Source organism: Pelagibius sp., assembly GCF_028281305.1.
Lineage (GTDB): Bacteria > Pseudomonadota > Alphaproteobacteria > Kiloniellales > Kiloniellaceae > Pelagibius.
Genome location: NZ_JANQKD010000035.1, coordinates 47,734 through 73,808, shown reverse-complemented (window position 1 = coordinate 73,808; position 26,075 = coordinate 47,734). Strand labels below are relative to the sequence as shown.

Annotated in this window: 21 protein-coding genes and 1 tRNA gene; 5 read left to right on the top strand and 17 right to left on the bottom strand. The window is 63.2% G+C overall.

Annotated features, from left to right (window positions below; genetic code table 11):
* Positions 1-23: 23 nt before the first annotated feature.
* From Q0982_RS08920 to Q0982_RS08910, 3 genes are all read left to right on the top strand, one after another.
* A tRNA-Lys gene (locus Q0982_RS08920) sits at positions 24-99 on the top strand.
* Positions 100-467: 368 nt separating this feature from the next.
* Positions 468-5,654: a hypothetical protein gene (locus tag Q0982_RS08915; protein ID WP_299394347.1), complete on the top strand. Its 5,187-nt coding sequence runs from the start codon at positions 468-470 to the stop codon at positions 5,652-5,654.
* 147 nt (positions 5,655-5,801) lie between these two features.
* Positions 5,802-6,383: a toll/interleukin-1 receptor domain-containing protein gene (locus Q0982_RS08910; protein ID WP_299394345.1), complete on the top strand. Its 582-nt coding sequence runs from the start codon at positions 5,802-5,804 to the stop codon at positions 6,381-6,383.
* Positions 6,384-6,643: 260 nt separating this feature from the next.
* Here the strand turns inward: Q0982_RS08910 and Q0982_RS08905 are convergent, their stop codons facing one another.
* Positions 6,644-7,012 (bottom strand): hypothetical protein, encoded by a 369-nt coding sequence (locus Q0982_RS08905; RefSeq protein WP_299394342.1) that lies wholly within the window; start codon positions 7,010-7,012, stop codon positions 6,644-6,646.
* A 147-nt stretch (positions 7,013-7,159) separates the two neighbouring features.
* Here Q0982_RS08905 and Q0982_RS08900 point away from each other — a divergent pair, with 147 nt between their 5' ends.
* A complete protein-coding gene (locus tag Q0982_RS08900; protein WP_299394340.1) occupies positions 7,160-8,116 on the top strand; it encodes a LysR family transcriptional regulator in 957 nt (318 codons plus the stop codon).
* Positions 8,117-8,125: 9 nt separating this feature from the next.
* On the opposite strand, the gene Q0982_RS08895 is transcribed toward Q0982_RS08900, so the two are convergent.
* The 16 genes from Q0982_RS08895 to Q0982_RS08820 all read right to left on the bottom strand — a co-directional run bounded on the left by Q0982_RS08895 (position 8,126) and on the right by Q0982_RS08820 (position 25,102).
* Entirely contained in the window at positions 8,126-9,247 is a 1,122-nt protein-coding gene (locus tag Q0982_RS08895) for an ABC transporter ATP-binding protein (protein ID WP_299394337.1), read from the bottom strand.
* 2 nt (positions 9,248-9,249) lie between these two features.
* A complete protein-coding gene (locus Q0982_RS08890; protein WP_299394335.1) occupies positions 9,250-10,035 on the bottom strand; it encodes an ABC transporter permease in 786 nt (261 codons plus the stop codon).
* Positions 10,032-11,018, bottom strand: coding sequence for an ABC transporter permease (locus Q0982_RS08885; RefSeq protein WP_299394333.1), 987 nt, complete (start codon positions 11,016-11,018; stop codon positions 10,032-10,034). The genes Q0982_RS08890 and Q0982_RS08885 overlap by 4 nt, the downstream gene beginning before the upstream one ends.
* Before the next feature lie 82 nt (positions 11,019-11,100).
* Entirely contained in the window at positions 11,101-12,207 is a 1,107-nt protein-coding gene (locus Q0982_RS08880) for a PotD/PotF family extracellular solute-binding protein (RefSeq protein WP_299394332.1), read from the bottom strand.
* Positions 12,208-12,265: 58 nt separating this feature from the next.
* Positions 12,266-13,417, bottom strand: coding sequence for an NAD/NADP octopine/nopaline dehydrogenase family protein (locus Q0982_RS08875; protein WP_299394329.1), 1,152 nt, complete (start codon positions 13,415-13,417; stop codon positions 12,266-12,268).
* The gene (locus tag Q0982_RS08870; RefSeq protein WP_299394327.1) at positions 13,417-14,025 is read right to left on the bottom strand and encodes a peroxidase-related enzyme; all 609 of its coding nucleotides are present in this window, start codon (positions 14,023-14,025) and stop codon (positions 13,417-13,419) included. The genes Q0982_RS08875 and Q0982_RS08870 overlap by 1 nt, the downstream gene beginning before the upstream one ends.
* A complete protein-coding gene (locus Q0982_RS08865; RefSeq protein WP_299394325.1) occupies positions 14,022-14,564 on the bottom strand; it encodes a CMD domain-containing protein in 543 nt (180 codons plus the stop codon). The genes Q0982_RS08870 and Q0982_RS08865 overlap by 4 nt, the downstream gene beginning before the upstream one ends.
* A gap of 3 nt (positions 14,565-14,567) precedes the next feature.
* Positions 14,568-16,061 (bottom strand): NAD(P)-binding domain-containing protein, encoded by a 1,494-nt coding sequence (locus tag Q0982_RS08860; protein ID WP_299394323.1) that lies wholly within the window; start codon positions 16,059-16,061, stop codon positions 14,568-14,570.
* Positions 16,062-16,121: 60 nt separating this feature from the next.
* A complete protein-coding gene (locus Q0982_RS08855) occupies positions 16,122-17,492 on the bottom strand; it encodes an MFS transporter (protein ID WP_299394320.1) in 1,371 nt (456 codons plus the stop codon).
* 88 nt (positions 17,493-17,580) lie between these two features.
* Positions 17,581-18,918 carry a histidinol dehydrogenase gene (gene hisD, locus Q0982_RS08850; RefSeq protein WP_299394319.1) on the bottom strand — a complete coding sequence of 446 codons (1,338 nt, stop codon included), beginning with the start codon at positions 18,916-18,918 and terminating at the stop codon, positions 17,581-17,583.
* A gap of 17 nt (positions 18,919-18,935) precedes the next feature.
* On the bottom strand, positions 18,936-19,736 hold the full coding sequence (locus Q0982_RS08845; RefSeq protein WP_299394316.1) for an ABC transporter permease: 801 nt from the start codon (positions 19,734-19,736) through the stop codon (positions 18,936-18,938).
* Positions 19,733-20,680, bottom strand: a complete 948-nt coding sequence (locus tag Q0982_RS08840; RefSeq protein WP_299394315.1) for an ABC transporter permease — start codon at positions 20,678-20,680, stop codon at positions 19,733-19,735. Before Q0982_RS08840 ends, Q0982_RS08845 begins: the two co-directional genes overlap by 4 nt.
* Before the next feature lie 73 nt (positions 20,681-20,753).
* A complete protein-coding gene (locus Q0982_RS08835) occupies positions 20,754-21,857 on the bottom strand; it encodes a PotD/PotF family extracellular solute-binding protein (RefSeq protein WP_299394312.1) in 1,104 nt (367 codons plus the stop codon).
* Between the two features lie 44 nt (positions 21,858-21,901).
* Positions 21,902-23,014 carry an ABC transporter ATP-binding protein gene (locus Q0982_RS08830; protein ID WP_322096982.1) on the bottom strand — a complete coding sequence of 371 codons (1,113 nt, stop codon included), beginning with the start codon at positions 23,012-23,014 and terminating at the stop codon, positions 21,902-21,904.
* Positions 23,015-23,229: 215 nt separating this feature from the next.
* A complete protein-coding gene (locus Q0982_RS08825) occupies positions 23,230-23,994 on the bottom strand; it encodes an SDR family NAD(P)-dependent oxidoreductase (RefSeq protein WP_299394310.1) in 765 nt (254 codons plus the stop codon).
* A gap of 85 nt (positions 23,995-24,079) precedes the next feature.
* Positions 24,080-25,102, bottom strand: coding sequence for a substrate-binding domain-containing protein (locus tag Q0982_RS08820; protein ID WP_299394309.1), 1,023 nt, complete (start codon positions 25,100-25,102; stop codon positions 24,080-24,082).
* 199 nt (positions 25,103-25,301) lie between these two features.
* Between Q0982_RS08820 and Q0982_RS08815 the strand changes: the two genes are divergently transcribed.
* On the top strand, positions 25,302-26,018 hold the full coding sequence (locus Q0982_RS08815; protein ID WP_299394306.1) for an SDR family NAD(P)-dependent oxidoreductase: 717 nt from the start codon (positions 25,302-25,304) through the stop codon (positions 26,016-26,018).
* Positions 26,019-26,075: the final 57 nt, after the last annotated feature.

The window sequence follows — 26,075 nt, the reverse complement described above, 5'->3', positions numbered from 1 at the left end:
GCTCCGGGAAACCCGACTTTCGGGGGCGTATAGCTCAGTTGGTAGAGCAGCTGACTCTTAATCAGCGGGTCCTAGGTTCGAGTCCTAGTACGCCCACCAAACCTCATCATTCACTACGCTCATAGCGCCGGCCTTGACCCGGCGCTCCCACCCAAGCAGAGGGGTCTGCACGGCTTTTCCTGCGGAAAAGCCCCTTGGAAGGGGCTTGCCGACTCGGGGTGGGTTCTTCAACTATTGGTAGGGTGCAAGGTAGAGGCTATCACCGGCTGGGGGAGTGTCCGCAACTACCGTGTATTTTGAGCCCCCCGTGTTACTGCTCACGGGGCAGGTGCGGACTGAGAACTTCTTAAACGGTAGTGCGCCGAAAACGGTACTTGGAGAGAGAATAGATAGGGGATGCACAGTACTGGTCCAAGTCCTACCAACCGACCTGTGAAGTAAGACTAGAAGCAGCTCGCAAGGAGAAAATGGCCTACCGTACTCCAGCCGAGGTCCAAAAAGAGTTCCGCATCCATCCACGGCGGGCACTCATCATGACGACCGTAGTATGTGAGAGCCGGGCAGTGAAAGCGCACCTTGTCGATCCAGAGGTGGTGATTGGCGAGAAGGGTGGATTTTACGAGTATGGACGCTTTTCAGACCCAGCAGGGGATTGGCTTATCATCCACGCAATCACACCTCAGGGGAACACTGATGCAGGACTCGTCGCCAGCAAAGCCTATCAGGAGTTTGGTAGTTTTCACGTCCAGATGTTCGTAGGTGTCGCGGGGTCGCTGAAGGAAGACATCCCAATTGGCAGCGTCGTTGTAGGTGACTACGTCTACAACGGACACTCCGCGAAAGTGGAGGACACGGGAACACTTGGCAGGCCTCATGGGTTGGTTCCTGCGCGAGAACTTCTGACCGCAGCTCAAGGTCTCATCTATTCCGATGAGTGGATAGATCTGATACGCGCGCCGGACAAGATGGAGCTGCCGAGCAAGGTAAGTTACCCCTGCGATTTTCCTCCTTCGGCCGTCATCAAAGGCATCGTCTCGGGCGAGGAAATTGTCGCTGGAGGGAAGTCGCCTCGCTATGTCTGGCTTCGTTCTCACTTCAACGATTGTGGCGCTGTCGAGATGGAAGGCTGGGGGGTCATGAACGCAGCGCACTATGAGAACACGTCGGCCATAATCGTGCGCGGAATCTCCGATATGTGCGCTGGCAAAGATCACCAGAACGACAAGTTGCATCAGCCTATCGCGGCGGCTCACGCCGCGGCGTTTGCGTTCAGTATTCTATCTTTTAGGAGCAAGGTGCCGATACCAGGTGGCCCTGTGGCAGATAGCGAAGCAAAGCGGCCAAGATCGGCACAGGAGGCGCCTGAGGATGTTTCAAATGCTGAAGAGCGCAGAATTGACTTCGTCTTCAACTTCGAGGGCGCGAAGGACGAGTGGTCGGAAGAGAAGGTCCAGGCCGTTATCAAACGTTTGAAGGAGGCGACCGGTGACGGGAACTTGACCCTGATACGCGTTGACGTCGGGTCTGTTCGGCTCGTAATGAGTGTCCGTGAATCCGACTCACACGCGATGGACATAGTGAAGCTTCGGGAGGCTGCAGCGGATAGCGGTGTCACCCTGCTTGGTGCAGTCCCACTGGAGATGGTCCCCCAAGCGGAGAAGGCTAAAGAAGCCTTGGCCGTGGCTTCGGTCGACCTTTTGGCCTGGGAGAAAACGCTTCCGGGGGGCAGATGGATGAAGAGGTCCGAGCGAGACACCATTGAAGCCCGATTCCAGTCCGCCACAAGCTCGACGGTGCTTCTTGGGGAGCCTGGCTCAGGCAAATCCGCCCTTGTCTCCAGGATAGCTTCTGACTTGCTCGGAGAAGGTGCCACTGTGTTTGCACTGAAATCCGATTTCCTTTCGACGGATGTACGCACCGAATCTGATTTGCAGCGCGAGCTGCAGTTGCCGGCCCCACCCAGCGATCTCATTCTCCGCTTGGCAGCGCTGCAACCGGTCTATGTTTTCATTGATCAACTGGACGCTCTTGCAAGCCAACTTGATCTTCGAAGTGGGAGATTGAACGTCCTTCTCAATCTGGTCCGTCGCATTGGCGGAGAAGCCAACGTTCATGTCCTGCTTTCTGCGCGCGCTTTTGAGTTCAACCATGATGTTCGATTGCGTGCGGTCGAAGCAGAGTCGGTTACGCTAGCGCTTCCACCATGGCACGAGGTGAAAGAGCAGCTTTCCGAAGTAGGCATCGACTCTGATTCCTGGCCCGACAAAGCACGAGACATCGTGCGAATTCCACAGGCACTGAAGATCTTTATTGCTCTTGTGGGCGTGGGCCGAACTGAGCCCTTCACCACTTATCAGGCGATGCTGGAGCAACTTTGGCGCGACCGGATTGCGTCTGCCGACGATAGCAAGGATCTTATTGTGCTTGCCTCGGACCTTGCCGGACAGATGGCGGAGGAAGAGTCTCTTTGGCTTGCGGCGGCTCGCTTCGATGGAAGTTTGGATTCTCTAGAACGCCTGGAAGCGCTTGGATTTATCGTACGGTCGGAAAACAATCTCAGCGTCTCATTTAGCCACCAAACGGTTTTTGAATACGTCCTTGCCAGAACCTTTGTTCGGAGTATAGGGCTGCTATCGACGTACGTGCTTGAGCGCCAAGATTCATTGTTCGTCCGAGCAAAGGTTTGGTCAGCGCTCAGTTATCTGCGGGAAGCCGAAGTTAACTCTTACAGGCGGGAGTTCCTGGAGATATGGAAGACAAAGGATCTGCGGCGTCATCTCCGCCTCCTTCTGATTGAGTTCCTTGGACAAGTAAGAGATCCGCTGGAATTTGAGAAAACGTGCATGGCGGCCATATTGAGCTCGTCGGAGCTCCGGCTATTTGGTCTCAAAGCGATTGTCGGTAGTTCAGGGTGGTTTGCTCATTTTGCTTTGAGCGTCATTCGAGATGCGATGTCAGGGACCGATGCGGAAGCAAGCCAAGCGTTGAAGGTACTTGCATCGAACTGGGCGACGTCCGGTGAGCGGGTCATTCAGCTCATCAAGGAGCGCTGGCTGCCCCATGCAGATAGAGATGGCTACTCTTGGATGGCCATTCACGAGTGCCCAAGTTGGACTGCGGAAGTCGAGGAGATCGCTAGCCTAGTCCTCGAACGTACTCCGATCTCAGCATGGCGGGTTGAGCATACCGCCCAGACCATTGCGGTAGAGCAACCAGACGTGGCCGCGCGCTTGGTTCGGCTCAAACTCGACTTTCTGCTTGCCGAGGCAAGGGGCAAACAGCAATCGCCCCCGTTTCCGACTGATGGGACGGAAGCGCAGAAGGCATCCTGGTACTTTGAGCACCGGCCAACGAAAGAATTCGACAATCTTTTGGAAGCGATGGAGTGGCACGATCTATCAGCGCTAGCAGAAGCTGCTCCCTCAGTGTTTCTGGAGTATGTTTGGACTTGGTACGTCGCTGTCTTCTCAGAGATTCTCGCGCACTCTGAAGGCGAACGCGTAGGGTATATCTACCCTGGTCAATATGTTCTCGAAATCGATCTGAGGCCCTCTGAGGACCGCCCGTTGGGGCGGGAAAAACCGTTGATAAGCGCTCTCCAAGTTGCAGTTGAAGAGTTGGCGAGCGACGCCCCGGAGCGGTTCTCGGAGTGGGTGCAGGAGAATTCCCAACTTGAGATTTTGATTGTCCAACAGTTGATTGCTCACGGATATCGAATCGCGGCAGGTGAGCTCACGTCGGCTGCGCTTGAGTGGCTGGTTCGCGACCCTCGCCGATTCCAACTAGGCACGCGCTACGGCCATCGGAGCACAACGATCGATCTGGTCCGAGCGTGCGCACCAAACTGGTCAGACGGGGAGGTCGGTCGCCTTGAGAAAGCAGTTCTCAACTATAAGCCTTCAGTTCCCGAGCACCTCAGTGACCCGGAACAGCGCAAGCTCTTCGCTGACCTAGTTCGAGCAACAAGAAAGGATCTTCTGCAAGCTATCGGCGTCGAGCGACTCTCACGCGCCAACCGCGAGTTAGTGGTTATCGAACAGCGCGCGTTGGGCGGCCGCTTTGACCGCTCAATAAGCGATGTTAGAGGTGGCTGGGTAGGGTCGCCTATGGAAGCTGTTGAAATGGAGAAGGCCAAAGATCGCGATGTTCTCAAGATCTTCCGCGAGATTCCAGACAGCAGTAGTTGGGATCATCCGACTCGCTGGATGGAGGGCGGAAATGTTCAGCTGTCTCGGGCCTTTGCGGAGTTTGCGCGGAGCGATCCTGAGCGCGCAATCCGTCTCATCGAACAGTTTGAGCCACTGCAACAGGAGCGGGCCGCCGGTTATGCGCTTGATGCGATGGCTGAGGATGCACCCAATGACAGTTTTATCATTGATGCTCTACTCGACTTGCACGCTCGTGGATTTCAGGCTGAGGAGTTCAAAGACTCAGCCGCACGCGCTATTGAGAAGATTGCAAACAGAGATGGCGGCGTCAGTGAAGAGGTGATCGGCATACTGGAAGGCTGGTTGGGCCACACCTCAACTCCTTCTGAGGATGCAGCGGGGGATGAGGACATCGAACTCGACTTTAGGTCGAATGAAAGTGGTTCTCAGAAAGAGAGTGTTCTTTGGGGTTATGGCAGTACCTCGGTCCTTCCGCACGGCAACTTTACAATACTCTCAGCGCTCGCCTCGGTCCTTTTGAGAAGGAAAGAGCTGGGCCGAGATCGTTATCTTGCAATTCTCGATAGCCACCTTCTGCACGAGCGTGATCCGAATACATGGAAAGCGCTTTTGTATCGGCTCTACAACGCTGGTGGTTCCACTCCGCAAGGGGTGTCGGCATTTCTGCGCAAGATGTTTGACCGCTTTCCGGAAGTTCTTGAAACCCGAGAAGCGATCACTTTTTTTGCCTACGCCCAGCGCTGGGACGATCAGCTTGTGTTCGATCTCATCAACGACTGGCCTAAGTCTGACCAAGCACTGCTGCAGCAAGCCTATGGCGAACTCGTCGGTTTGATTGCCGCTGTTAATGAGAAAGACAACTGGGTGAGGGCGAGGGACGAGATAATCGCCTCCGGCACAAATGACATGAAAGCTGGTTTGGCGCATGCAGCCGTGAATTTATGGCCTGATGGGAGGCTACGACTGAACGCGAGTGAGGTCCTGGTCGCCTTGCTAAAAGGTGCGAGCCAAGAGCTTGTAGCTGTAGTGATGGACGTCTTCAGAGTGATCGACGAACTAACACCCGACGTATCAACAGTAAAGTTGCTCCGCGCACTGGCAGATCCCAGCACTGATATGTCGGCTGCGCCCTCGCACTTCGTGGTGGAGCAGCTTCAGGCGCTGCTCCCTTATGAGGCGGAGCTCATTGCGACCATCGCTGAGAAACTCGTTAGCGCTTGGCGTAGCGAGCTCGGAGACATCCAGACTGAGCCGGCTGCTGCTGCACCACAGCTTACCGACCTTGCACTTACACTTCATCGACTGGGAGGGGCGTTGCGTCAGCCTGGCGTAGCTCTCTTTGAGGCGATGATTGAGATCGATGCGCATGGTGCGCGAGAAACGCTAACTGAGATCGATGGTCGTTTCGGTCGGTACAGTTCACCAGTTCGACAACGACTTGCACGACGACGCAAGCCTCGCCGTCGACGCAGTATGCCGGAATAGCGAGTTCGTTAGGCTGCTCATACGAGCACTCGACTATACCAGTTAGGACACAGAACGTGGAGCAAGCTGGTCGCTTACGTATTGGCTGACTGCAAATCGGATGTTTGGTTTTGGTGCAGACCTGAGTCGGAGCTTTGATTGTCTGAAATGCCTGAGTTCGAGCTACATAGCATCTTCACAAAGGGCCGTAAGGAGGTGCCGGACGGCACAATTGTAGAACTGAGAATAGGCAGGGCGCCCGGAACTGTCTCCGTTCGCGTTCAGCTGCCTCTTCAGGATGCCTGGACTGACTATCCGGATCTTGAGATCCGAGATGGCATAATCGAATTGCCCGTGACACTGGCATTCCTGTCGCATGCCAAGGACGATAGTGAGTTTGTCAGTGGCTTGGCTGCTCGTCTACTTCAGGATGGAGTACTCACTTGGTTTGACGAGAATGATCTTCTCCCAGGAGACGACTGGAGGCGCAAAATAGACAAAGGAATAGAGCAATCGGATTTCATACTTCTTTTCCTGTCCTCTAGCAGTGTGTCAAAGACCGGCTACTTCCAACGCGAGCTGAAGTACGCACTTGAGCAGCAGAAATTGCGCCCGGAAGGTGCTCGCTACGTCATCCCGATTATCATAGATGGATGTCAGCCGCCTCCGAGCTTGCGCGACATTCACTGGCTTAGATTGGATCAGCCTCGCTGGTACGAGCGTCTCAAGCAAGCGCTGCTAATCTCGTGAAGGCGGCGCTACGAAATAGGCGAAGCGCTTCCGGGTTTGCTTAGCCTCAAGTTTTCGCGTTGTATCATTCTACGTCTGTCAGTAACCGGCTGGAGAGGCTAGGCTTTGCGCTGCTTCTTTTTCAATTAGGCCAACGTTGAGTTTCGGTACAGCTCGTGGCAGTCAGCGGCTATTTTTGGCTGACCTGACTATACAGATAACCCAGTGCCCACCATTGTCCCAGTCGGTCCACCAAAACTCATCATCTCTGTATCCGGTTGTCAGACCGTCTCGGGACCGGGGCTGCTTGAGGCAGGGGCCTGCGCGCCGCAAGCCGCACAGAGCTTCGCTCGAGGGGTGCGCAACGGTTTGCCGCAGGCGCCGCAGGGCGGCCCGAGGTCCCGCAGCCTGCGGTGCCAGAGGGCGTTCACGTCGGTCTCGCGGAAGCCGGTGATCTGGAAGTAGCGGTCGAGAGCGTCCTTGCCGTGTCCGACCTCCAATGCCTCGCTCAGCGATGCACCGTGTTCGGCCCGATAGTGCTTGATCTGCTCAATGGTTCCGCGCAGGAGCGGCTCGATCTCCTCCCACTCCTGCTCGTCCAGCATCGGCACCTCCGTGCGGCTGCGCCAGCAGTACAGCGTCTTGGCCACAGCGCCTTTCCTTTTTGCCGGTGTTCGAGCACGGGGTGCATCCTAGGGAACCGGATGACACCCATCAATCAAACGTGACCACCGCGTGAGGTGGATCTCGTATAGGCTGTAGATCGCTGGGTGGTGCGCGCGGGAGAGCCCTTCCCTATGCAGACGATGAACTGGGACGATCTTCGATTTTTCCTGGCGGTGGCCCGCGAGGGCTCGCTGTCGGCGGCGGCGCGGGCGCTGCGGGTCTCGCAGCCGACCGTCGCAAGGCGGATCGAGCAGCTTGAGCAGCAGGCAGGCCAGGTCCTCTTCGGGCGGGACTGTCAGGGCGTCTGCCTGAACGAGGCCGGACAGGCGGTCTTGCGTTTCGTCGAGGGCATGGAGCGCGAGGCCGAGGGCATCGACAACTTCCTGCACAACGCCGCGCGGCTGCCGCGCCCCACGGTGCGCATCGCCACAACCTTCAACCTCGCCAACTTCTGGCTCACCGACAAGCTGGCGGCCCTGTCCCATCGCGATTCCTCCGTACGCTATGCCGTACAGGTCGGCATTGCGAAGGCCGATGTGCAACGCTACTGCGCCGACATCGCGTTCAGGATGGGCGACCCGGAAGACGAGACGCTGTTTGGCCGGCGGGTCGGCAAGGTGCATTGCGGCCTCTATGCCAGCGACGCCTATCTGGCCGACCGGGGCCTGCCGCAGAGCCCGGCTGCGCTGGCCGGCCACCGGATCATCGGGGCCGAGGGCGCGGTCGAGAACCTGCCTCAATGCACGGCGCTGCGGCAGTTGAGCGGCAGCGACGGCTGCGATTTCTGCGCCGACAACACCAACATTCAGTTGGCCGCGGCGCGCGCGGGGCTGGGCATCGCCACGCTGCCCTGCTTTGTCGCGGAGAGTGAGAAGACCCTGCAGCGCATCCTGCCGGAGGACTTCGACATCCCCGTCGACCTCTGGGTGCTGGTCAATCACGACCTCAAGGAAAGCGGCCCGGTGCGCCGGACCTACGACTTCATCCTGCACGAAGCGCTGCGCGATGCCGCGCTTTTCAAAGGTGCGGCTCCACGGCCGGAAGACGCCGGCGACGGCAAGGTGGTTTCCCTCTCCGCCGCGCAGTAGGCCGCCCGCTTAGTCCTGCAGCACCGCCAGGCGGCTGATGTCCCAGGTGACCCAGACCCGGTCCTCGGCGATGCGCTCGGCGGCGCCGGCGTCCATGTAGGCGCGCAGTACGGCACCGTCATGGTCGCCGACGCGGATGTCGAGGGTGGTGCGGCTGCCCTTGAAGAGCTTGCTGACGACGCGGCCGGGCAGGGCGTCTCCCTCGGCCGGGGCCGCCGGGTGGCAGACCAGGCTTTCCAGGCGCAGGGAGGCGGTGATGGGACTGCCCGCTGCGGGAACCGCACCCGGTGCGGCGCCCCTCAGGTCCAGGCCGTTCCAGTCGATCACCACGCTGCCGTTTTCGGCGCCCTTCACCCGCCCTTCGATCAGGTTGGTCTCGCCGATGAACTCGGCGACGAAGCGGCTGCGCGGGCGGAAGTAGAGATCCTCCGGCGTGCCGTCCTGCTCCACGCGCCCGGCGTTCATCACCACGATGCGGTCGGACATGGTGAGCGCTTCCTCCTGGTCGTGGGTGACGAAGAAGAAGGTCTTGCCGGTGCGTTTCTGGATCTGCTTCAGCTCGACCTGAACCTGGCCGCGCAGCTTGGCGTCGAGCGCGCCCAGCGGCTCGTCCAGCAGCAGCAGCTTGGGGTCGGGCGCGAGGGCACGGGCGAGGGCGACGCGCTGGCGCTGGCCGCCGGAGAGCTGGTCGGGCATGCGGTCCCTCAGCGCCGAAAGCTGCAGGAAGTCCATGAGGTCGTCGCTCTGGCGCGCGATCTCCGCCCGGGTCCGCCCCTTCAGTTCCAGGCCGAAGGCGATGTTCCGCGCCACGCTCATGTGCGGGAAGAGGGCATAGTCCTGAAACACCATGTTGACGTCGCGGCGGTTGGGCGGCAGAGGCGTCACGTCCTCGCCGTCGATCACCACCCGGCCCTGCGTGGGCGTCTCGAAGCCGCCGAGCATGCGCAGGGTTGTCGACTTGCCGCAGCCCGAGGGGCCGAGAAAGGTGATGAACTCCCCGGCGCCGATGCGCATGTCGAGGGCGTCGACGGCGGTCACCGCGCCGAAGCGCTTGGTGACCCCGTCCAGGTGGACGATGGCCCTGCCTGAATCGGTGTTGGGGCTCATGTCGATGTCTGGGGCAGCACTCATCCTCAGGACCCTTTGTTCAGCCGCCGCATGGAGCGCTCGGCCCAGAGGCCGAGGATCGCGGTCAGCACCAGGACGACAGCGGAGATCGCATTGATCTCCGGCGACATGCCGCTGCGCAGCATGGCGAAGATCAGCACCGGCAGGGTGGGCTCGTAGCTGCCCAGGAAGAACGAGCGCACGAAGTCGTCGAAGCTCAGCAGCATGCAGAAGACCCCGGCGCCCACCAGGGCCGGCACCAGATAGGGCAGGGTGACGCGGAAGAAGGCGACGATGGCATCCGCCCCCAGGTCGCGGGCCGCCTCGATATGGCTGGGCGGCAGGGTCGAGAGACGCGCCATGACCACCAAGGCGACGAAGGGAACGTTGTGCACTGTGTGACCGAGGATGATGGCCAGCATGCCGGGCTCGATCTCCAGTCCGCGGGCGAAGATGCGCAGCGAGATGGCCGAGATGATACCCGGCACCACCGCCGGCAGGCAGGTCAGGGCAAAGACGATCAGCTTGCCGCGGAACTTGTGAGGCCCCAGGAAGCAGGCGACCCAGGTGCCGATGCTCAGCGACAGGACGGTGCTGGCAATTGCAATCGCCATCGAGTAGCCGAAGACGCCCAGTATCTCGGCATCCTGAAAGATGCCCGTGTACCACTCCAGGGTCCAGCCGCGGATCGGAAAGCCGATGAACTTCGAGTCCTTGAAGCCCATCATCACCATCAGCACCAGTGGCACGAAGAGATAGACGATGAAGGCCCAGTAGATGACCGACATCAGGATGCGGGTGTGGCGCGTCATTCCATCATCCCTTTTCCACTGCGGCCCATGATCTTCAGGAAGATGGCCGCTGCCGTGAGGGTGGTGATCAGCATGATGGAGGCGAAGGCCGCGCCCACCGGCCACTGGTCGCCGGCGACGTGGAAGAAGCCGGCGATGGTCTCGGCAAAGACGGTGGTACTCGGCCCGCCCAGCAGCACCGGCGTGGCGTAGTAGCCGGTGGAGATCAGGAACACCAGAGTGCAGCCGGAGGCGATGCCTTCCTTCGAGAGCGGCAGGGTCACCCGCCAGAACCGTGTCCAGGAGCCGGCGCCCAGATCGGCGGCAGCCTCAAGATAGGTGTTGGGGATCTTCTCCAGCGCCGAGTAGAGCGGCAGCAGCATGTAGAGCGAGGTCAGGTAGATGATGCCGATCCCCAGGGAGAAGCTGGTGTACATGAAGGGGATCGGCCGGTCGATGAGGCCGAGGAACTTCAGGATCAGGTTCACGGCGCCGTTGTTGCCCAGCAGGATCATGATGGCATAGGTGCGCACGATCTCCCCGACCCAGAAGGGGATCAGGAGGATGAGCAGAAAAAGCATCTGGCGGTTGCGGCGGACGTGTTTTGCGAGGAAGTAGGCGACGGGGTAGGTGAGGATCAGGGTCGAAAGCGTCAGCACGAAGGCGAAGCCCAGCGTGCGGAAGTAGGGCATAACGAAGATCGCGTCCTCGAAGAACTTGCCCCAGTTGGCCAGGGTGAGCTGCGGCACCGTGCCGGCGGTGGGCGGATAGGAATCGAGGAAGCTGATCCAGAACATGCGCAGGATCGGTCCGAGGTGGGCGAAGACCACCCAGAACAGCGGGAAGCTGGCCAGCAGCCAGAACCGCCGCCGTTGGGTCTTGAACAGCACCGCGGAGACAGCCTGATAGAGGTCGCTGGTCAGCAGCCGGCCCCAGAAACTGCGGCCGTTACCGCTTGCTCCCGCGCGCTCGACGCCGGCGAGTTTGGAATCGCTTTGTGCCATACGGCCTTTCCCGCTGCCTGTGGCGTGGCGGTGAAGAAGGGGCGTCCGCTCTGGACGCCCCCGCCTCACAGGCTCCGCTGCCTCAGGCGGCCTTGATCTGTTCGACCGCCGGGTCCAGCAGTTCGTACTTCATCTTGTTGGCCTCGGCGCGGAAGAAGCGCAGACCCTCAAGCTCTTCTTCGGTGAAGGACGCGGCTTTCTTCTCCAGCTCGCTCAGGTGCGCATCGGCGCCCTTGAAGGTTGAGATGAAACCGGAGGCCTTGGTCATCTCGGCGCCGACCTGGGAAGACGCGAGCAGGGCGTCGAGCAGCTTGTAGGCGTTGTCCGAATTGGGACCGTTGTTGGCGACGTTCAAGGTGTAGACGAAGCCGTAGGAGCCTTCCTTGGGAATGGTCATGCGCACCGGGAAGCCGTCCATGATCAGCTTGGAGATGGGGCCGTTCCAGGCGTGGGCCAGGACGACGTCCTGGTTGATGAACATCTGCTGGATCTCGGCGCCGGAGTCGTAGAATTTGCGCACCTTGTCCTTGTGGGAGATCAGGAAGTCACGCACCTCCTCGACGATGGCGGCGGCCTGTGCGGGGTTGTCCATGTACTCGATCATGTTGCCGTCATAGCCCTTGGCCAGGATCATCACCGACATCATGTCCTGAATGATGTAGGCGGTGCGGCCGGCGTACTTGTCATCGAACATGATGTCCCAGGACCTGGCTTCCTCCGGCGTCACCTCTTCGCTGTTGTAGGCCATGATTTCGGCACCCGAGAGGATCGGCGCGCCCCACTTGTTGCCGTTGATGGTGGCCCAGTCGCTTTCCGAATAGACCGGGTTGATGGTGCCCCAGTTTTTCAAGCGGCCGGTGTCCATGGGCGCCAGAAGCTCCGAGTCGATGAACTGCAGGAAGCGGTGCCCGGCCACGGTCACCACATCGGCAGTCGGGTTTGGGGCCTCGGCGGCCAGCAGGTTGAACTGCTTGCCCTGGTCGTCGACAAGGCGGATGCGGACCTCGATGCCGGTTTCCTTTTCGAACTCGGCCTTGAAGTCGTCGGGGATGAAGTTGGCATAGGTCCAGACGTTGACCACGTCGGAGGCCCGCGCGGAACTGCGCCAGACGGCCGGTGCGGCAAGCACGGCAGCGCCCGCTGCGGCGCCCTTGATGAAGCGGCGTCTGTTTGTCGTAATCTTGCTCATCTCTCTTTCCCCTCTTTCTTGGTTTTCACTGATTGCCGGACGTTTCGGGTGCGCGGTGTTATCCCGCGCTTTGTGGGTTGGGCTGAGGCCGGCCTTCCGCCAGCCTTGTCTCACCCGTCGGGTAACCGTCCCTGGCGAGCTGTTTGAGCGCCTCCAGGGACATGTCGTCGAGCCCCAGCGCCTCGAGCAGCCGGTTCTCTTGAAAGAAATCGCGCCCGTAGAGCGCTGAAAAAATCTCGATCCCCGCACGGTGCAGGGTAGCCGGGCGGCCCGCCAGCTCACCGAGCTTGACGGTCATCAGGAGGCCGTAGGGCGCGTCCTCGGTCACGTAGCGGCTGTCCGCCGTCGCCGGGCCGGTCCCGCCGCGGCCTTCGCGGTGCATCTCTTGGTTCATGGCCGAGACGCTCTCCAGCGGGACATGAAAGGAGAGGTGGAAGTGCTCGAAGATGGTGCGCACGGAAAGGCCGAGCGCCTCGCAGATCGCCAGACGCTCGCGGTCCAGCGCCTCCAGCAGGCGCCCGACGTTGGGCGTGACATTGAGGCCCTGGCCCCAGGCCTCGCCGTGCTCCATGCGCGTCATGTTGCAGAGCGCGATGCCCATGTGGTTCTGCGGGTTGAGGTTGCTGAGGGTGATGGCCAGCAGGCCGTCGCGCTCGACGAAGCGGTCGCCGAACAGCGCCTGGCAGCAGGCCAGTCCCTCCGCGCCCAAGGACTCCGGCAGGGTGCAGATGTCGACCTTGCTGCGGATCGTGTTGACCTGCGCCTCCACCAGGCTCGGCTGCCGGCCCGAGGTGACGGTGGTGCCCCAGGCGACGATGGGAAGGACCAGCCCCCGTGCGGCCAGCAGTCTGGAGAGATAGAGCGCGCCGAGGGAGGCGTGCGAGGAAATCAGAACGGTCTGACCGGCGCGCAGATGGGGTGCGAGGGCGTCGAAGACGGCCTTGTGTCCATAGCCGGGCAGGGCGATCAGGATCACCTCCGCGTTCTCGGCGAGGTCGGCAGCCGAGGTTGCAACGCGGGGGTGGAACGCGCCTTCGACCGCACCGCTGGCGACCAATGGCTCGCCCGCTGCCAGCCGCTCGGTGCGCGCGCCGGAGGGGGACCAGAGCGCCGCCTTGTGGCCGCTCTGTTCCAGCAGGGCGGCAGCGCCGAAAGCGATGGCGCCAGCGCCGGCGATGCCGACGGAAAGGCTGCGCGGCGCTTCGGCCATCACGCTTCCTCCGCTTGCGTGGCCACCGGATCGCCCAGCAGGTGCATCAGCCGGTTGGCCCAGCCGAAGAGGGCGGTGGAGAGAACGAGGTCGAGGATCTCGGCCTCCTCCAGGCCGGCCTCGCGCAACGCCAAAACATCGGCTTCTGTCGCTTCGCTGGGTGTCTTGGAGAGCTTGACGGCAAAGGCGAAGATGGCTGCCTCGCGCGGCGGCAGCGCCGCAGCCTCACCGGCAGCGAAGACCTGCTCCATCTGCCGGGAGTCTTTGGTCAACTGGTTGTAGCGGCTGGCGTGGACGGCGGCGCAGTAGACGCAGCGGTTGACGACGGAGGCGCCGACGGCACCCAGTTCCCGCCCGCTGCGCCCGAGGCCGCCGCGGTTGTACATGATGGCGTTGAACAGCGGCGTGCGCGCCTTCAGCGTCTCGACGTCGTTGGCCAGCACCAGCACGTAGTCGGAGACCTTGGTGTTGGAGGGCGTGACCTTCAAGGCATCGCGCTGCGCCGGCGTCGCCTCGGCAAGGTCGATGGGCTGCACGCGGGGGCGCCAGTGCGGGACCTCCACGGTGAAGTCATGAAGGACCGCAGGGTCTGAGAGCGCCGTGCTCATGCCGTCGCCTGCATCAGCTTCAGCCCGGCGACCACGCGGAGCTGGTAGGCGAGGAAGGCCGTCAACTCGGCCAGGCGGACGATGTCGGCGTCGCCGATACCGGCAGCCTTCAAGGCTTCGATGTCATCGGCTGTCGCATCCTTCGGCGATTTTGAAGCGAGGTCCGTATAGGCGGCGAAGGCCGCGACCCGTGGATCGGCGAAATCCTGTGTGGCGGGATCGGCGAGAGCCACCATCGCGCCGTCGGCGCTGGCCGCCGTCAGCAGACCGCGGTAGTGGTCGGCCAGAGCCTCTTCTTCATGGAGGAGGGCGGCCCGCAGCGCCAAGGCGGCGCGTAGGGCGTGGGAGAGGCCGCCCGGGTCTTCCGGAACGAGGGCGGCATCGTGCGCCTGCTGGGTCATCGCCAGAATGTCGGCGCGCCCTTCCAGCGCCGCCTGCAGCGGGCTGTCGGGCGGCAGGGCTGCCGCGCGCCGCACCACGTCGGTCTGCTCCGGCGCTTCTGCCGTTATGGAGTTTGCCGTCACGGAGTCTGCCGCCATGGATCAGCCCCCCACCTTGCTGAGGGGCGCCACGGCTTCGGTGTCGATTTCGCTGGCGGTCCACTCGTCGCCCTGCAGCTCCGGCTTGTCGTAGTCGATCATGCCCTGGAAGTAGGCGGCGACATCTTCCTGATAGAGGGTTGCCGCCAGCGCGCGGGCGAGCCAGGAGGCGCCCTCGCTGATCCCCGGGATGTCGCCGCTGACCTTGCCCAGGCTGGCGGAGGCACCGTAGTTGAAACAGTAGATATGCTTCAGCCAGGGCGCTTCGCCGGCTCTGCGCTCGCGGAAGGTGAAGTCCGTATTGAGATAAGGGAACCTGGCGAGATCGTCGTTCTGCTCGTTGGCGGGCGGCGTGTAGCGGTCGCGCCAGAGCTCGATCTTGTCGGCGTAGCCGTCAAGCTCGGTGCGCGCCATGGGGTCGGTGGTGAAGCCGGTGGCGAGAATCATGTAGTCGGTGGCCAGACGCAGGCCGTCGACCGTGTCGATCACCAGCTCTCCGCCGTCGAGCCGCACCCCTTCGATCCCCTTTCCGAAGTGGAAGTAAACAGAGTCGTTGCGGCTGGCCCGCAGGGTGGAGCCGCGCGGTGCCGGTGTCTGGGTGGCGAAAGAGTACTGCATGAAGCGCCAGCGCCATTCGTCCGGCAAATCCGCGAAGCCGGCGGTGAAGCCGAAGGAGCCGATGCCCATCATCTTGTTGATGGTCGGCATTTCGCGGCGACGGATCAGGTGGCGCACTTCCTTGGCGCCGTGTTCTGCGGCCTCGGCGGCATTCTCAACGGCGGAGGCGCCGGCGCCGATCACCACCACGCGCTTGCCTTTCAGCGCGGCGAAGTCGATGTCTTCGGAAGTATGCGCCCAGTGACTGCGCGGCAGGTCGCCGATGAAGGCGGGGATCTGCGGGTGCCCGGTGCCTTCGCGGCCGGTGGCCATGATGCACTTGCGGGTCAGCAGGCTTTGCTCCGCCGCGGCGCCGGCCAGTTCGAGACGCAGGTAGTCGCCCTCCGGCAGGATGCGCTTCACTTCCACACCGTTCTCGACCGGGATGTCCAGCGCCTTGCGGTACCACTTCAGATAGTCCATCCACATCGGACGGGGGATCTTGTCCAGTGCCTCCCAGTCGGCCTCGCCGTACTGCGCGGTGTACCAGGCGCGGAAGGTGAGGGCGCCGAAGCCATAGGCCGGGCCGGTGAGCTGCTTGGGCGAGCGCAGGGTCTCCATGCGGGCATAGGTCATCCAGGGGCCTTCCAGACCCTCCGGGCTGCGGTCGAGAATGCGGATGTTGCGCATCCCGCCGCTGGTCAGCGCGAACCAGACGAGCTGCCCGCACATGCCGCCGCCGATGATGACCGCATCCAGCACGCGCTGTCCGTCATGGTCATGCGGCAGCACCCAGTTCTCCGATGGGCGGCAGAGATACTGCTGATCCTGGCGGACCCGCGCCTCGAGCGCGGCCAGGGATCCTGCCGCGCCCTCTTCTGCTTTCCCCTCATTCTGCATCTGCGGTCCCATCTCCTAAGGCTCTGGGTATCGGCTGGTGTCCGGTTTCACCGGGCTTTCCTACATCGACCAGACCGGATGGTGATCGTCGATCAGGTACACATGGCGATGGCCGTGGCTGGCATGGCGGTGCGGATGGCTGTGGGGCTCCGGCCCCTCCCAGCCCTCGTGGTCGTGCTGGTGATGTTCGTCGTGGACGTGCATGTGCTCGTGGTCCATGGCGGGGTGTACATGGTAGCGCTCGGCCTCGTCCGTCGCCGGCCAGAGGACCCAGGCCGCGCCGGCGGCCGCCAGCGCGCCGCAGGCCATGACCACGAAAGACAGCTCCAGGCCCAGGTGCAGCCCCAGCCAGCCGGCCAGCGGGTAGGTGATCAGCCAGCCGGCATGGGACAGGGAGAATTGTGTGGCGAAGAGCGCAGGTCGGTCCGCGGGGCGGGCCGAGCGCTTCAGCAGCAGACCGGCAGGGGTCATCACCGATGCGGTCGCGGCGCCGAGGGCAAACCAGATCACCAGGCTGGCCGTAAAGCCGGGCGCCGTGAGGACCGCCAGGGGGGCCAGCCCCAGCAGCACTCCGCCGCCGACCATAACGAGCCGGGGTGCGAGTCGGTGAAGCACGCGCGGCAGGCTGAGGGCGACCAGCATCGACCCGGCGCCGAAGGCCATCAGCAGCGCGGTATAGGTGCGGTCGCTGCCACCCAGGGTCTCGTGGGCGTAGACCACCGAGTTCACCAGCACCCAGGCGCCACTGCAGGCGACGGTAAGGCTGAGCGCGAAGAGCGCCCGCAGGCGCGGCGTGCGGCCATAGATGGCAAAGCCCTTGGTCAGCCGCTGCCGGAACGACTCCCGGGTCAGCGGGCGCGAGCGCTCGGGCAGCTGCGCCAACACCACGAGGGCGGCGGAGCCGGCGAGCCCCATCGCGGTGCCGAAGAACAGCAGGCCGGGTTCCATCACGGTCAGAAGCAGGCCGACCAGGAGCGGGCTCAGCAGCGTCTCGACATCATAGGCAAAGCGCGAGAGAGAAAGCGCCGCGGTATAGTCCTCTTCCTCCGGCAGAACCTCGGGGATCAGGCTCTGGAAGGCCGGCGTGAAAGCCGCAGAGCAGAGCTGGATCACGAAGACGACAAGGTAGATCTGCCAGACCTGGTCGATGAACGGCAGAGCCAAAACAAAAGCCACGCGCAGCAGGTCGAGCGCGACCAGCAGCGGCTTGATAGGCAGGCGCTGAACCAGTGCGCTGGCCAGGGGCGCAAAGCCCACATAGGCGATCATCTTCAGCGCCAGGATGGTCCCGACCACAATCCCGGCACTGGCGCCGGAAAGATCGTAGGCGAGGATCGCCAGGGCCAGGGTCATGAGGCCCGTGCCGATCAGGGAAAGGACCTGGGCGGAGAACAACCGCCGATAGGTCTTGTGGCGCAGAATTGCTAGCATTCTCTTCCGTTCTTCTCGGATGCCATTATGAGCATCTCCGCAAGCCGGAGTCGAATGCCAAGCGTGTCTCTTGCTTCAGGCGACATTATTACGTGGACCGACCCGCGGCGAAGGCCTGACTGCGCATCTCCGACAGCGCATTGCCGTGCGCATCGAAGCCTTCGTAGCGGGCGAACTTCAGTGCATAGGGTGCAAGCTGGTCGTAGCCCTTCTTTGTGACGTGGCCGACGGAGATCCGCTTTGTGAAGTCGAAGACGCTGAGCGGCGAGCAGGTGCGCGCGGCGGCGTTGGTCGGCAGTACGGCGTTGGGGCCGAGCACGAAGTTGCCGATGGAAACCGGCGTGTGTTCGCCCATCAGGATCTCGCCAGCGTTGCGAATCATGCCGAGGTATTGGTGCGGGTCCTTGGCCTGGATCTCCAGGTGCTCCGGCGCGTAGTCGTTCACGAAAGCAATCGCCTCGTCCATGGTCTCGGCCAGGACGATGCCGCCGCGCGGTCCGCAGAGCACGTCGGAGGAGAAACCGACCCGCTGCTCCCCCATTTCCTGCCAGAAGTCCGGAATGGCCGCCCGCGCCGCCTCCGCCACCGCCGCGGAGTCCGTCACCAGGTAGGCGGAACTGTCGGAGCCGTGTTCCGCCTCGATCAGCAGATCGAGCGCACAGACCCGGCCGTTGGCGGTGTCGTCGGCCAGGATGATGGCCTCGCTGGGGCCGGCGGGAACGCCGGGGTCGATGCGCCCGGCGAGCAGCCGCTTGGCGGCCACCACCCAGGGGCTGCCGGGGCCGACGATCTTCAGGCAGCGCGGCACGGTTTCGGTGCCGTAGGCCACCGCCGCCACCCCCTGGGCGCCGCCGCATTTGTAGACCCGCTCGATCCCCGCCAGGCGCGCGGTGACGAGGGTAGCGGCGTCGACCTTGCCGTCGGGGCCGGGCGGCGTGATGATCACCGCCTCCGGCACGCCGGCCACCACCGCCGGAATGGCGGTCATCATCACCACGCTGGGAAAGGCGCCCTTGCCGCGGGGCACGTAGCAGGCAACGCTGTCGATAGGCACGATGCGGTCGCCGGCGAAGACACCCGGGTGCATCTCCTTCATCCACATCTCTTCGGGCATCTGTGCCTCGTGAAAGCGGCGTACGTTATCGCAGGCGAAGGTGAGGACTTCGATCATGTCCGGGTCGAGCGCGTCGAAGGCCTCGTCGAAATCGCTTGAGCTGGCAGCGATGGCATCGGGGGCGACCGGGCTGTTGTCGAACTCCCGCGCGAAGCGGGCGAGGGCGGCATCGCCTTCGGCCTCGACCGCGGCGATGATCGGCCCGACCTTTTCGAGATAGGGATCGAGGTTACCTTCCGTGCGCTGCAGCAGCGCGGCGCGCGCCTCGGCGGTGAGGTCGGAGAGCTTGTGAAAGCTGATATCTTTGGACAAGGGGTCTTACTCCGGGTTCATTTCGAGCGCAGGAAAATCTCCAGCCCGACGAGGCGGTCCAGCAGCCAGACCGCCAGCACGGCGATCAGGATATAGACGACAGAGACCGCTGCGAGGTCGGGGGTGATGACGCTGCGGATGGAATTGTAGATCTGCACCGGCAGGGTGACGATCCGCGAGTCGACGAGGAAAAGGCTGACCAGGAACTCGTTGAAGGCGAGGATGAACATCAGCAGGGCACCGGTGATCACGCCGGGCATCACGGCCGGCAGCGTGACGGTGAAGAAGACCACCACCGGCGGCGCGCCGCAGTTTGCTGCCGCGTTCTCCAATTCGGAATCCAGAGCGTTGGCCGAGGCGCTGACCGCCCAGATCATGAAGGGCAGGTTGATGACGCAGAGCGCCACGCCCACCGGCCAGAGCGAGCCCAGGATGCGAAGCTCGCCGAAGAAGATCAGCATGCCAAGGCCGGAGACCACCAGCGGGATGGTGAACGGCAGCAGCAGATAGACCTGCAGGCTGCGGCGGAAGCGAATGCGGTAGCGCAGAATGCCGAGCGCCGCCAGGGTGCCGGCGGGGATCGACACCAGGGTGCAGACGACGGAGACGTAGACGGTGCGCAGGAGCGCGTCCTTGAAACTGTCGAGCTGCCAGAGCCGCTCGTACCAGCGCAGGGAAAAGCCTTCCGGCGGAAAGCGGATGATGTCGCCTGATGTGAAGGAAGCGCCGATGATGATCAGGGTCGGAAAGCTCAAGAGAACCAGACTGAAGACCGTCAGCCCCCAGAGCACCACCGCCTTGGAGCGCCCTCCGCTCATGACTTCCGTTCCGCGAAGCCCAGCGTGCCGGTGCCGGCGATCATCAGCATCAGGGCGACCAGCGCGCTGCCCACCAGGGTCAGCACGATGGAGAGTGCCGAGCCGAGGCCGATGTTGGAGATCTGGAAGTAGCTGTCGTAGATCGCGTTGGCGATGAAGTCGGAGGTGCCGCCGCCGAGGATTTCCGGCATCGCGAAATCCGTCAGTGTCAGGGTGAAAACAACGATGCCGGCGCCAATGATCCCGGGCTTGGCCATGGGAATGACCACATGGCGGAAGGTGCCGATCCAGGTGGCACCCAGGCTTTCGGAGGCCAGCTCGATGTCTTCGCCGATCGCGGCGACGGCGGGCGTGAGCAGCAGCACGGCGAAGGGCAGCATGTATTGCACCAGGCCCAGGATCACCGCCGGGTAGTTGTAGATCAGGTCCAAGGGCGGCAGGCCGATACCGGTGACGATGCTGTTCAGCAGCCCTTCCTTGCCGAGGATGATCAGCCAGCCGTAGGCGCGCACCACCTGGCCGATGAAGAACGGCAGGAAGAGCGCCACGAGGAGAAACTTGCGCGTCGCGGCCGAGGTGGTGCGGACCATCAGATAGGCGTAGGGGAACGCCAGAACGAGGGTGATCAGGGTGACGATGGCGGCAGCCAGCAGGCTGCGCCAGAGCACGCGGATGTAAACGGGCCGCTCGAAGAAGGTCTGGTAGTTGGTGAGGCTGTAAGCCTCCTTCAGGCGATAGGTCGCGAGGTCCAGTTCATGCAGGCTGAACTCGACCATGTAGCCGAGGCCGATCACCAGAATGAAGACCAGTGCGACCGCGGGGAGCAGGAAGAGATAGCCGTTCATGCCATGCAGGCCGCGCGGCCAGGCGGCGGCGACCAGGCGGTCGACACCGTCGATCAGGCGCCATGACAGCGGTTTGCCACCCGCGGCGGTCTCGGCCATTTCTCGCTCTGCTCTCCCCGGAGGTTTGCGCGACCGGCGCGGGACGGAATCCCGGCCGATCGCGCCATAGGCGTCAGCCCTGCATGATTTCACTGAACTTGGAGAACCAGATGGGCTGGTTCTCCACGAGGACCGGCGAGGGCACGCTGACAAGCTTCTCGAAATCGGCGGGGGCCGTCGGATAGGCCGGATCGCCGGCCAAATCGGCCGGCGGCTCCAGGCCCGGATAGACCGGCGGCAGGCCGAGCAGCGAACACCACTTCTCCTGCGCTTCGCGGGTGATCGCAAACTCGATGAAGCGCTTGGACCAGTACTCCTCGTTGGCCGGCAGGCCTTTCGGAATCCACAGCCCGTCGGTGTCGACCTTGCAGCCCTCCTTGGGCACGGTCCACTCGACGTTGATGCCTTTCTGCTTGGCGGCGCGGGCGTTCACCGAGATGGTGCAGGCGATGTCGATCTCACCGTTCTGGAACCAGGTGGTGAAGTCAGCATCCTCGCCCAGCAGCGGCTCGTTCTCTTTGAGATCGCGGTAGAACTGATAGCCGGGCTCCATGTTGTCGGGGATGTCCGACATGCTGCCGCCGCCGGCGATGACGGCGATGGGGTTGAAGCCGATACCGTCGTCGTAGAGAGCCACGCGCCCCTTGAACTTCGGGTCCAGCATGACGCGCCAGGACTCCGGCGGGCCGTCCGGAAAGGCCTCCGGCCGATAGGCGCAGACATAGACGTAGGAGTAGGTGTTGACCAGCGGCCAGCCGTCGATGCCGGTCGGCTTGGCGATGGACAGCAGGCCGTCCAGGCCCTTGAGATCGCCGAGATCGACGGTGACGCCGCGCAGCGCTGAGATGGTGGCGTTGGTCGTCGTGTCCCAATTGACGTGGATCGGCGGCACGCGACCCTGATCGACGGCAGCCCAGATCTTGGGCTTGATCTCGTTGTCCTCGGTGAAGTCGAGCCTGACCGGAATGCCGGTCGCCTCGGTGAAGGGGTCGGCAACGCCGGCCTGCAGGGACTCGCCCCAGGCGCCGCCCCAGGCGCGAACGATCAGTTCGCTGGGTTTTTTCGTGTGGCCGTCCGCGAATGCGAACTGCGGCAGTGCCAAGGCGCCGGTTGCAAGAGCCGAGCCCTTGAGAAAGCGCCGACGGTTCAGCCTGAATGGGTCACGGTTATCCGACATGAGAGCCTCCTTCTTCTCGTTCACTCCGATTTTTGATCAGACGATCAGGTTCGATCGCTGGGAAAGGCAAAGAAATCGCGGGCGTTCCAGCCGAGTTTCACTTGGCTCTGCGGCCGGTGCTCGGCATGGTGCAGAGGGTCGTGGTCGAAGGCGAAGAGGACCGCATCGGCCAGGGCCGGCACGGAGATCTCGTAGACCATGCGGTCGCCTTCGAAGATCCGCTGGCGCACCTCCCCGGTCACCACGTTCTCGAAGGCCGTCGCATCGCCGTTCGCAGGATCGTCCAGGATGCGCACCTGTTCGGCCCTGAGAGCGCAGTCGACGGCGGTTCCGTTGCCGAGTTCCCCTTGTGCGCGGGCCTTCAGCGCCGTATCGCCCACGCGCACCAGGATGCCGCCGTCGCCGCTGACCTCCACCGCCCCTTTGAACATGGCGGTGAGGCCGATGAAGTTGGCGACGAAGCGGTTGGAGGGCGCGCGGTAGACCGCCTCCGGGCTGTCGGACTGCTGAATGCGGCCCTCGCTCATCACCACGATCTGGTCCGACATCACAAGCGCTTCGCGCTGGTCGTGGGTGACGTTGATTGTGGTGACGCCGAGCTCCTGCTGGATGCGTCGGAACTCCAACTGCATCTCCTCGCGCAGCTTCTTGTCGAGCGCCGAAAGCGGCTCGTCGAGCAGCAGCAGGTCGGGGCTGAAGGACAGCGCCCGGGCGATGGCAACGCGTTGCTGTTGCCCGCCGCTGAGTTCCTGCGGCCGGCGCTTCTCGAAGCCGTCCAGCCGCACCAGCCGCAGGTACTCGGACACGCGGTCGGGAATCGTTACCGGATCGAAGCCGCGCATCTTCAGCGGATAGGCGACGTTCTGTGCTGCCGTCATATGGGGAAAGAGCGCGAGGCGCTGAAACACCATGCCGATGGAACGGCGGTAGGGCGGCACGTTGTCGACGGCGGCGCCGTTGATCAGAATCTCGCCCGCGTTCGGTCGGATGAATCCGGCGATCATGCGCAGCAATGTGGTCTTGCCGCAGCCGCTCGGCCCGAGGATGGTGAGGAACTCGCCTTTGGGCAGCGCCAGGGATGCGTCGTCGACGGCAAGGACGTCACCGAAGGCTTTCGAGACGTCACGGATCTCGACCATGCAGGCTTGTGCGGCCACTTCCCTGCCTTCCAGAAGCTCACTTTTTCGCGAGAGGCAAAACCGTTGCAGCCACCCCTTCGGCTGTCAAGTGTTGTATATACAACTTGCGGCCTCTTGCGCGCCGGTTGTTTCCAGGCGAACGAGCTGCGGCGGGAAATCACTGCGTAAAGTTGTGCGGCTGCTGTCGCCATCGCCTCAGGGAAGCGCCAGCCGTCATTCCGCAAGTGGTGCGGTCAGATCGAAGCCAAATAGCCGCCGTCGACGAAGACAAGCTGCCCGGTGACGTAGGCCGAGGCCGGCGCGGTCAGAAAAACGCAGGCGCCCACCAGGTCGTCCAACGCGCCGAAGCGTCCCATGGGGATCTTCGCCAGCATGGCGGCGCGCCAGACCTCGTCCTGATAGAAGACTTCCGTCAGTTCGGTGCGGAAGTAGCCGGGGCCGATGCCATTGACGCGGATACCCTTGGGCGACCACTCGCTGCTGAGGGCCCGGGTCATGCCGAGCAGCCCGGTCTTGGAAGCAGTGTAGGGCACGGCTGTCGGCACGCCGACGGCCGAGGTGAGCGAACAGGTGTTGACGATGGCGCCCGGAAGGCCGGCCGTCAGCAGGCGCTCCGCGAAGTGCCGCGCGACAAAGAAGGCGCCCTTCAGATTGGTGTCGAGGATGCGGTCCCAGAGCGCTTCGTCGACATCGACGGAGGCGCGCACCTCTTCCATGCCGGCGTTGTTGACCAGGACATCGGCCTGCAGGCCTGCCTCATCCATCTGCCGGAAGAGCCCGTCGATGCTTTCGGGGTCGGAGACATCCGCTATGAAGACATGCGCCTGCCGGCCGCTTGCGCGCACCGCGGCGGCTGTGTCCTGCAAGGCGTCTTTCGAGCGGGCAGCAAGGATCAGGTCGGCCCCGGCGTCTGCCAAGCCCGTGGCAAGGGCCCGGCCGATCCCCCGGCTGGCCCCGGTGACCAGCGCTGTGCGGCCCTCAAGGCTGAACAAAGACATCGCGCATCTGCTCCCTGGTTCCCCGTCCATGCACTTCAGGCCGCGATCATAGCGGCTGGCATGGTGCGGGGTAGCCTTTCTCTGTTCAGAGGCCGGCGGCGGCCAGCGATGCCGGTGCCGGGCCGGTGGACTCGCGGACGATCAGGGAGGTCTCGATCTCCACTGCCCGCGGTGTGTCCTCGCCGCCGAGACGCGCAAGGAGCATATCGGCGGCACGGCACCACATCTCCTGCGTCGGGACGCGGATGGTGGTGAGCGAGGGCTTGAGGTGGCGGGAGAGCACAAGGTCGTCGAAGCCGACCACGGAGACCTGCTCGGGGATACGAACGCCGCTATGCTGGGCTTCCAGGATCGCGCCGAAGCCCTGCACGTCGTTGCCGCAGATGATTGCCGTCGGCGGCTCCGGCAGCGCCATCAGATCGCGGAAGGCGGCGCGGCTTTCGGCAATGTCGTAACGGCGCTCCAGCACCCGGTCGTCCGGCAGTATCAGGCCTGCACTGGCCAGCTCCGCGCGCACGCCGCGGACGCGCCCGATGGCGCGGTCGTTGTCGGCAGTGATGCCGGCGATCATGGCGAAGTGCCGGTGGCCGAGCTGCAGCAGATAGCGCACCGCCTTGGTGGCAACGCCGGCATTGTCGAAGCCCACGCAGTGGTAGGGCCGTTCGGGCGAGTAGACCCCGGTGTTGACGAAGGACGTGCCGTGGCGCGCCAGCAGGTCGAGGCAGTCGCGGGTGTGGGTCTCGCCCATCATGATGATCCCGGCTGCCCGCTGCTCCAGAAAACTGCGCACCACCTGGTGCTCTTCCTCCGGATCGTAGTTGCTCGATCCGATCAGCAGATGGTAGCCGCGGTCGTTCAGGTGGGCCTGCAGGGCCTCCACGCCGGCGGCGAAGATCGAGTTGTCGATCGAGGGAATGATGGCCCCGATGATGCGGCTGGAGCGGCTCGACAGCGAACGGGCGGCGCCGTGGGGGATATAGCCCAGGGTGGCGATCGCCTCCTCCACAGCGCGGCGGGTTTCCGGCTTCACGTAGTCCGCCTTGTTCAGAACCCGCGAAACGGTAGCGGTGGAGACCTGTGCCGCCGCCGCCACCTCGGCAACGCTCACGCGTGCTCCGCGATTCTGTAATCGTTTACGCATATCGTTCCGAAATCCTGGGCGCCATCAGAAAACATACCGTGAAAGTGCAGTTTATCGGGAATTTCCTGCTTGCGGCAAGGGCGCTCTTATGTAAAGGCTTACAGAAAGGGCGCTGTGCATTCGTGTGCGAAGCGTCTTGCGACAGTCGGCAGGGGATTGTGCCTCGATGGCCGGATTGGATGGAACCATAGCGATTACAGGGGCTGCCGGGGGCATTGGCCAGGCGCTCTGCACGCTGCTGTCCGAAGCGGGCTGCCGTCTCCATCTGATCGACCGGGGGGGCAGTGCTCTGCAGGATCTGGCCGGCCGGCTCGGCGCGACTGCCGGGACTCAGACGACGGACGACGCTGCGGGCGCACGGGCTGCGCTCGCGGCCGCCGAAGGGCCGATCCACGGTTTTGTCCATCTCGCCGGTTCGATGGAAGACGATCCTGGCCTGGGCGACGACCCGGCGGTGTGGGACCGCACCATGACCAATAACCTGCGCAACGCCTACGACTTTGCCACCGCAGTCGGTGATCGGCTGCCGGAAGGAACCATGGGTCGCCTGGTCTTCACCTCCTCCCTGGCTTTTCGCCGCGGCGCGGTGGATGCGGTGGCCTACTCCGCCGCCAAGGCGGGGCTGGTGGGGATCACCCGAGCGCTGGCCCGCCGATTCAAGACGCGGGCCACGGTCAACGCCATTGCCCCCGGCATCATTCTCACCCGCATGCCGGAAAAGGTCATCGAGCGCCGCGGCGAGTTTCTCCTGAAGGAAATTCCGCTCGGCCGCTTCGGAGCACCACGGGAAGTTGCAACCGTGATACGGTTTCTGCTGAGCGAAGACGCCAGCTATATCACCGGGCAGTGCATCAACGTCGATGGCGGCCAAGTGATGAACTGAAGGGCTTTGGGCGCCGCGCCAGGAGAAGCGCGGGCCGGGAGGAAGTGAATGGTTGTC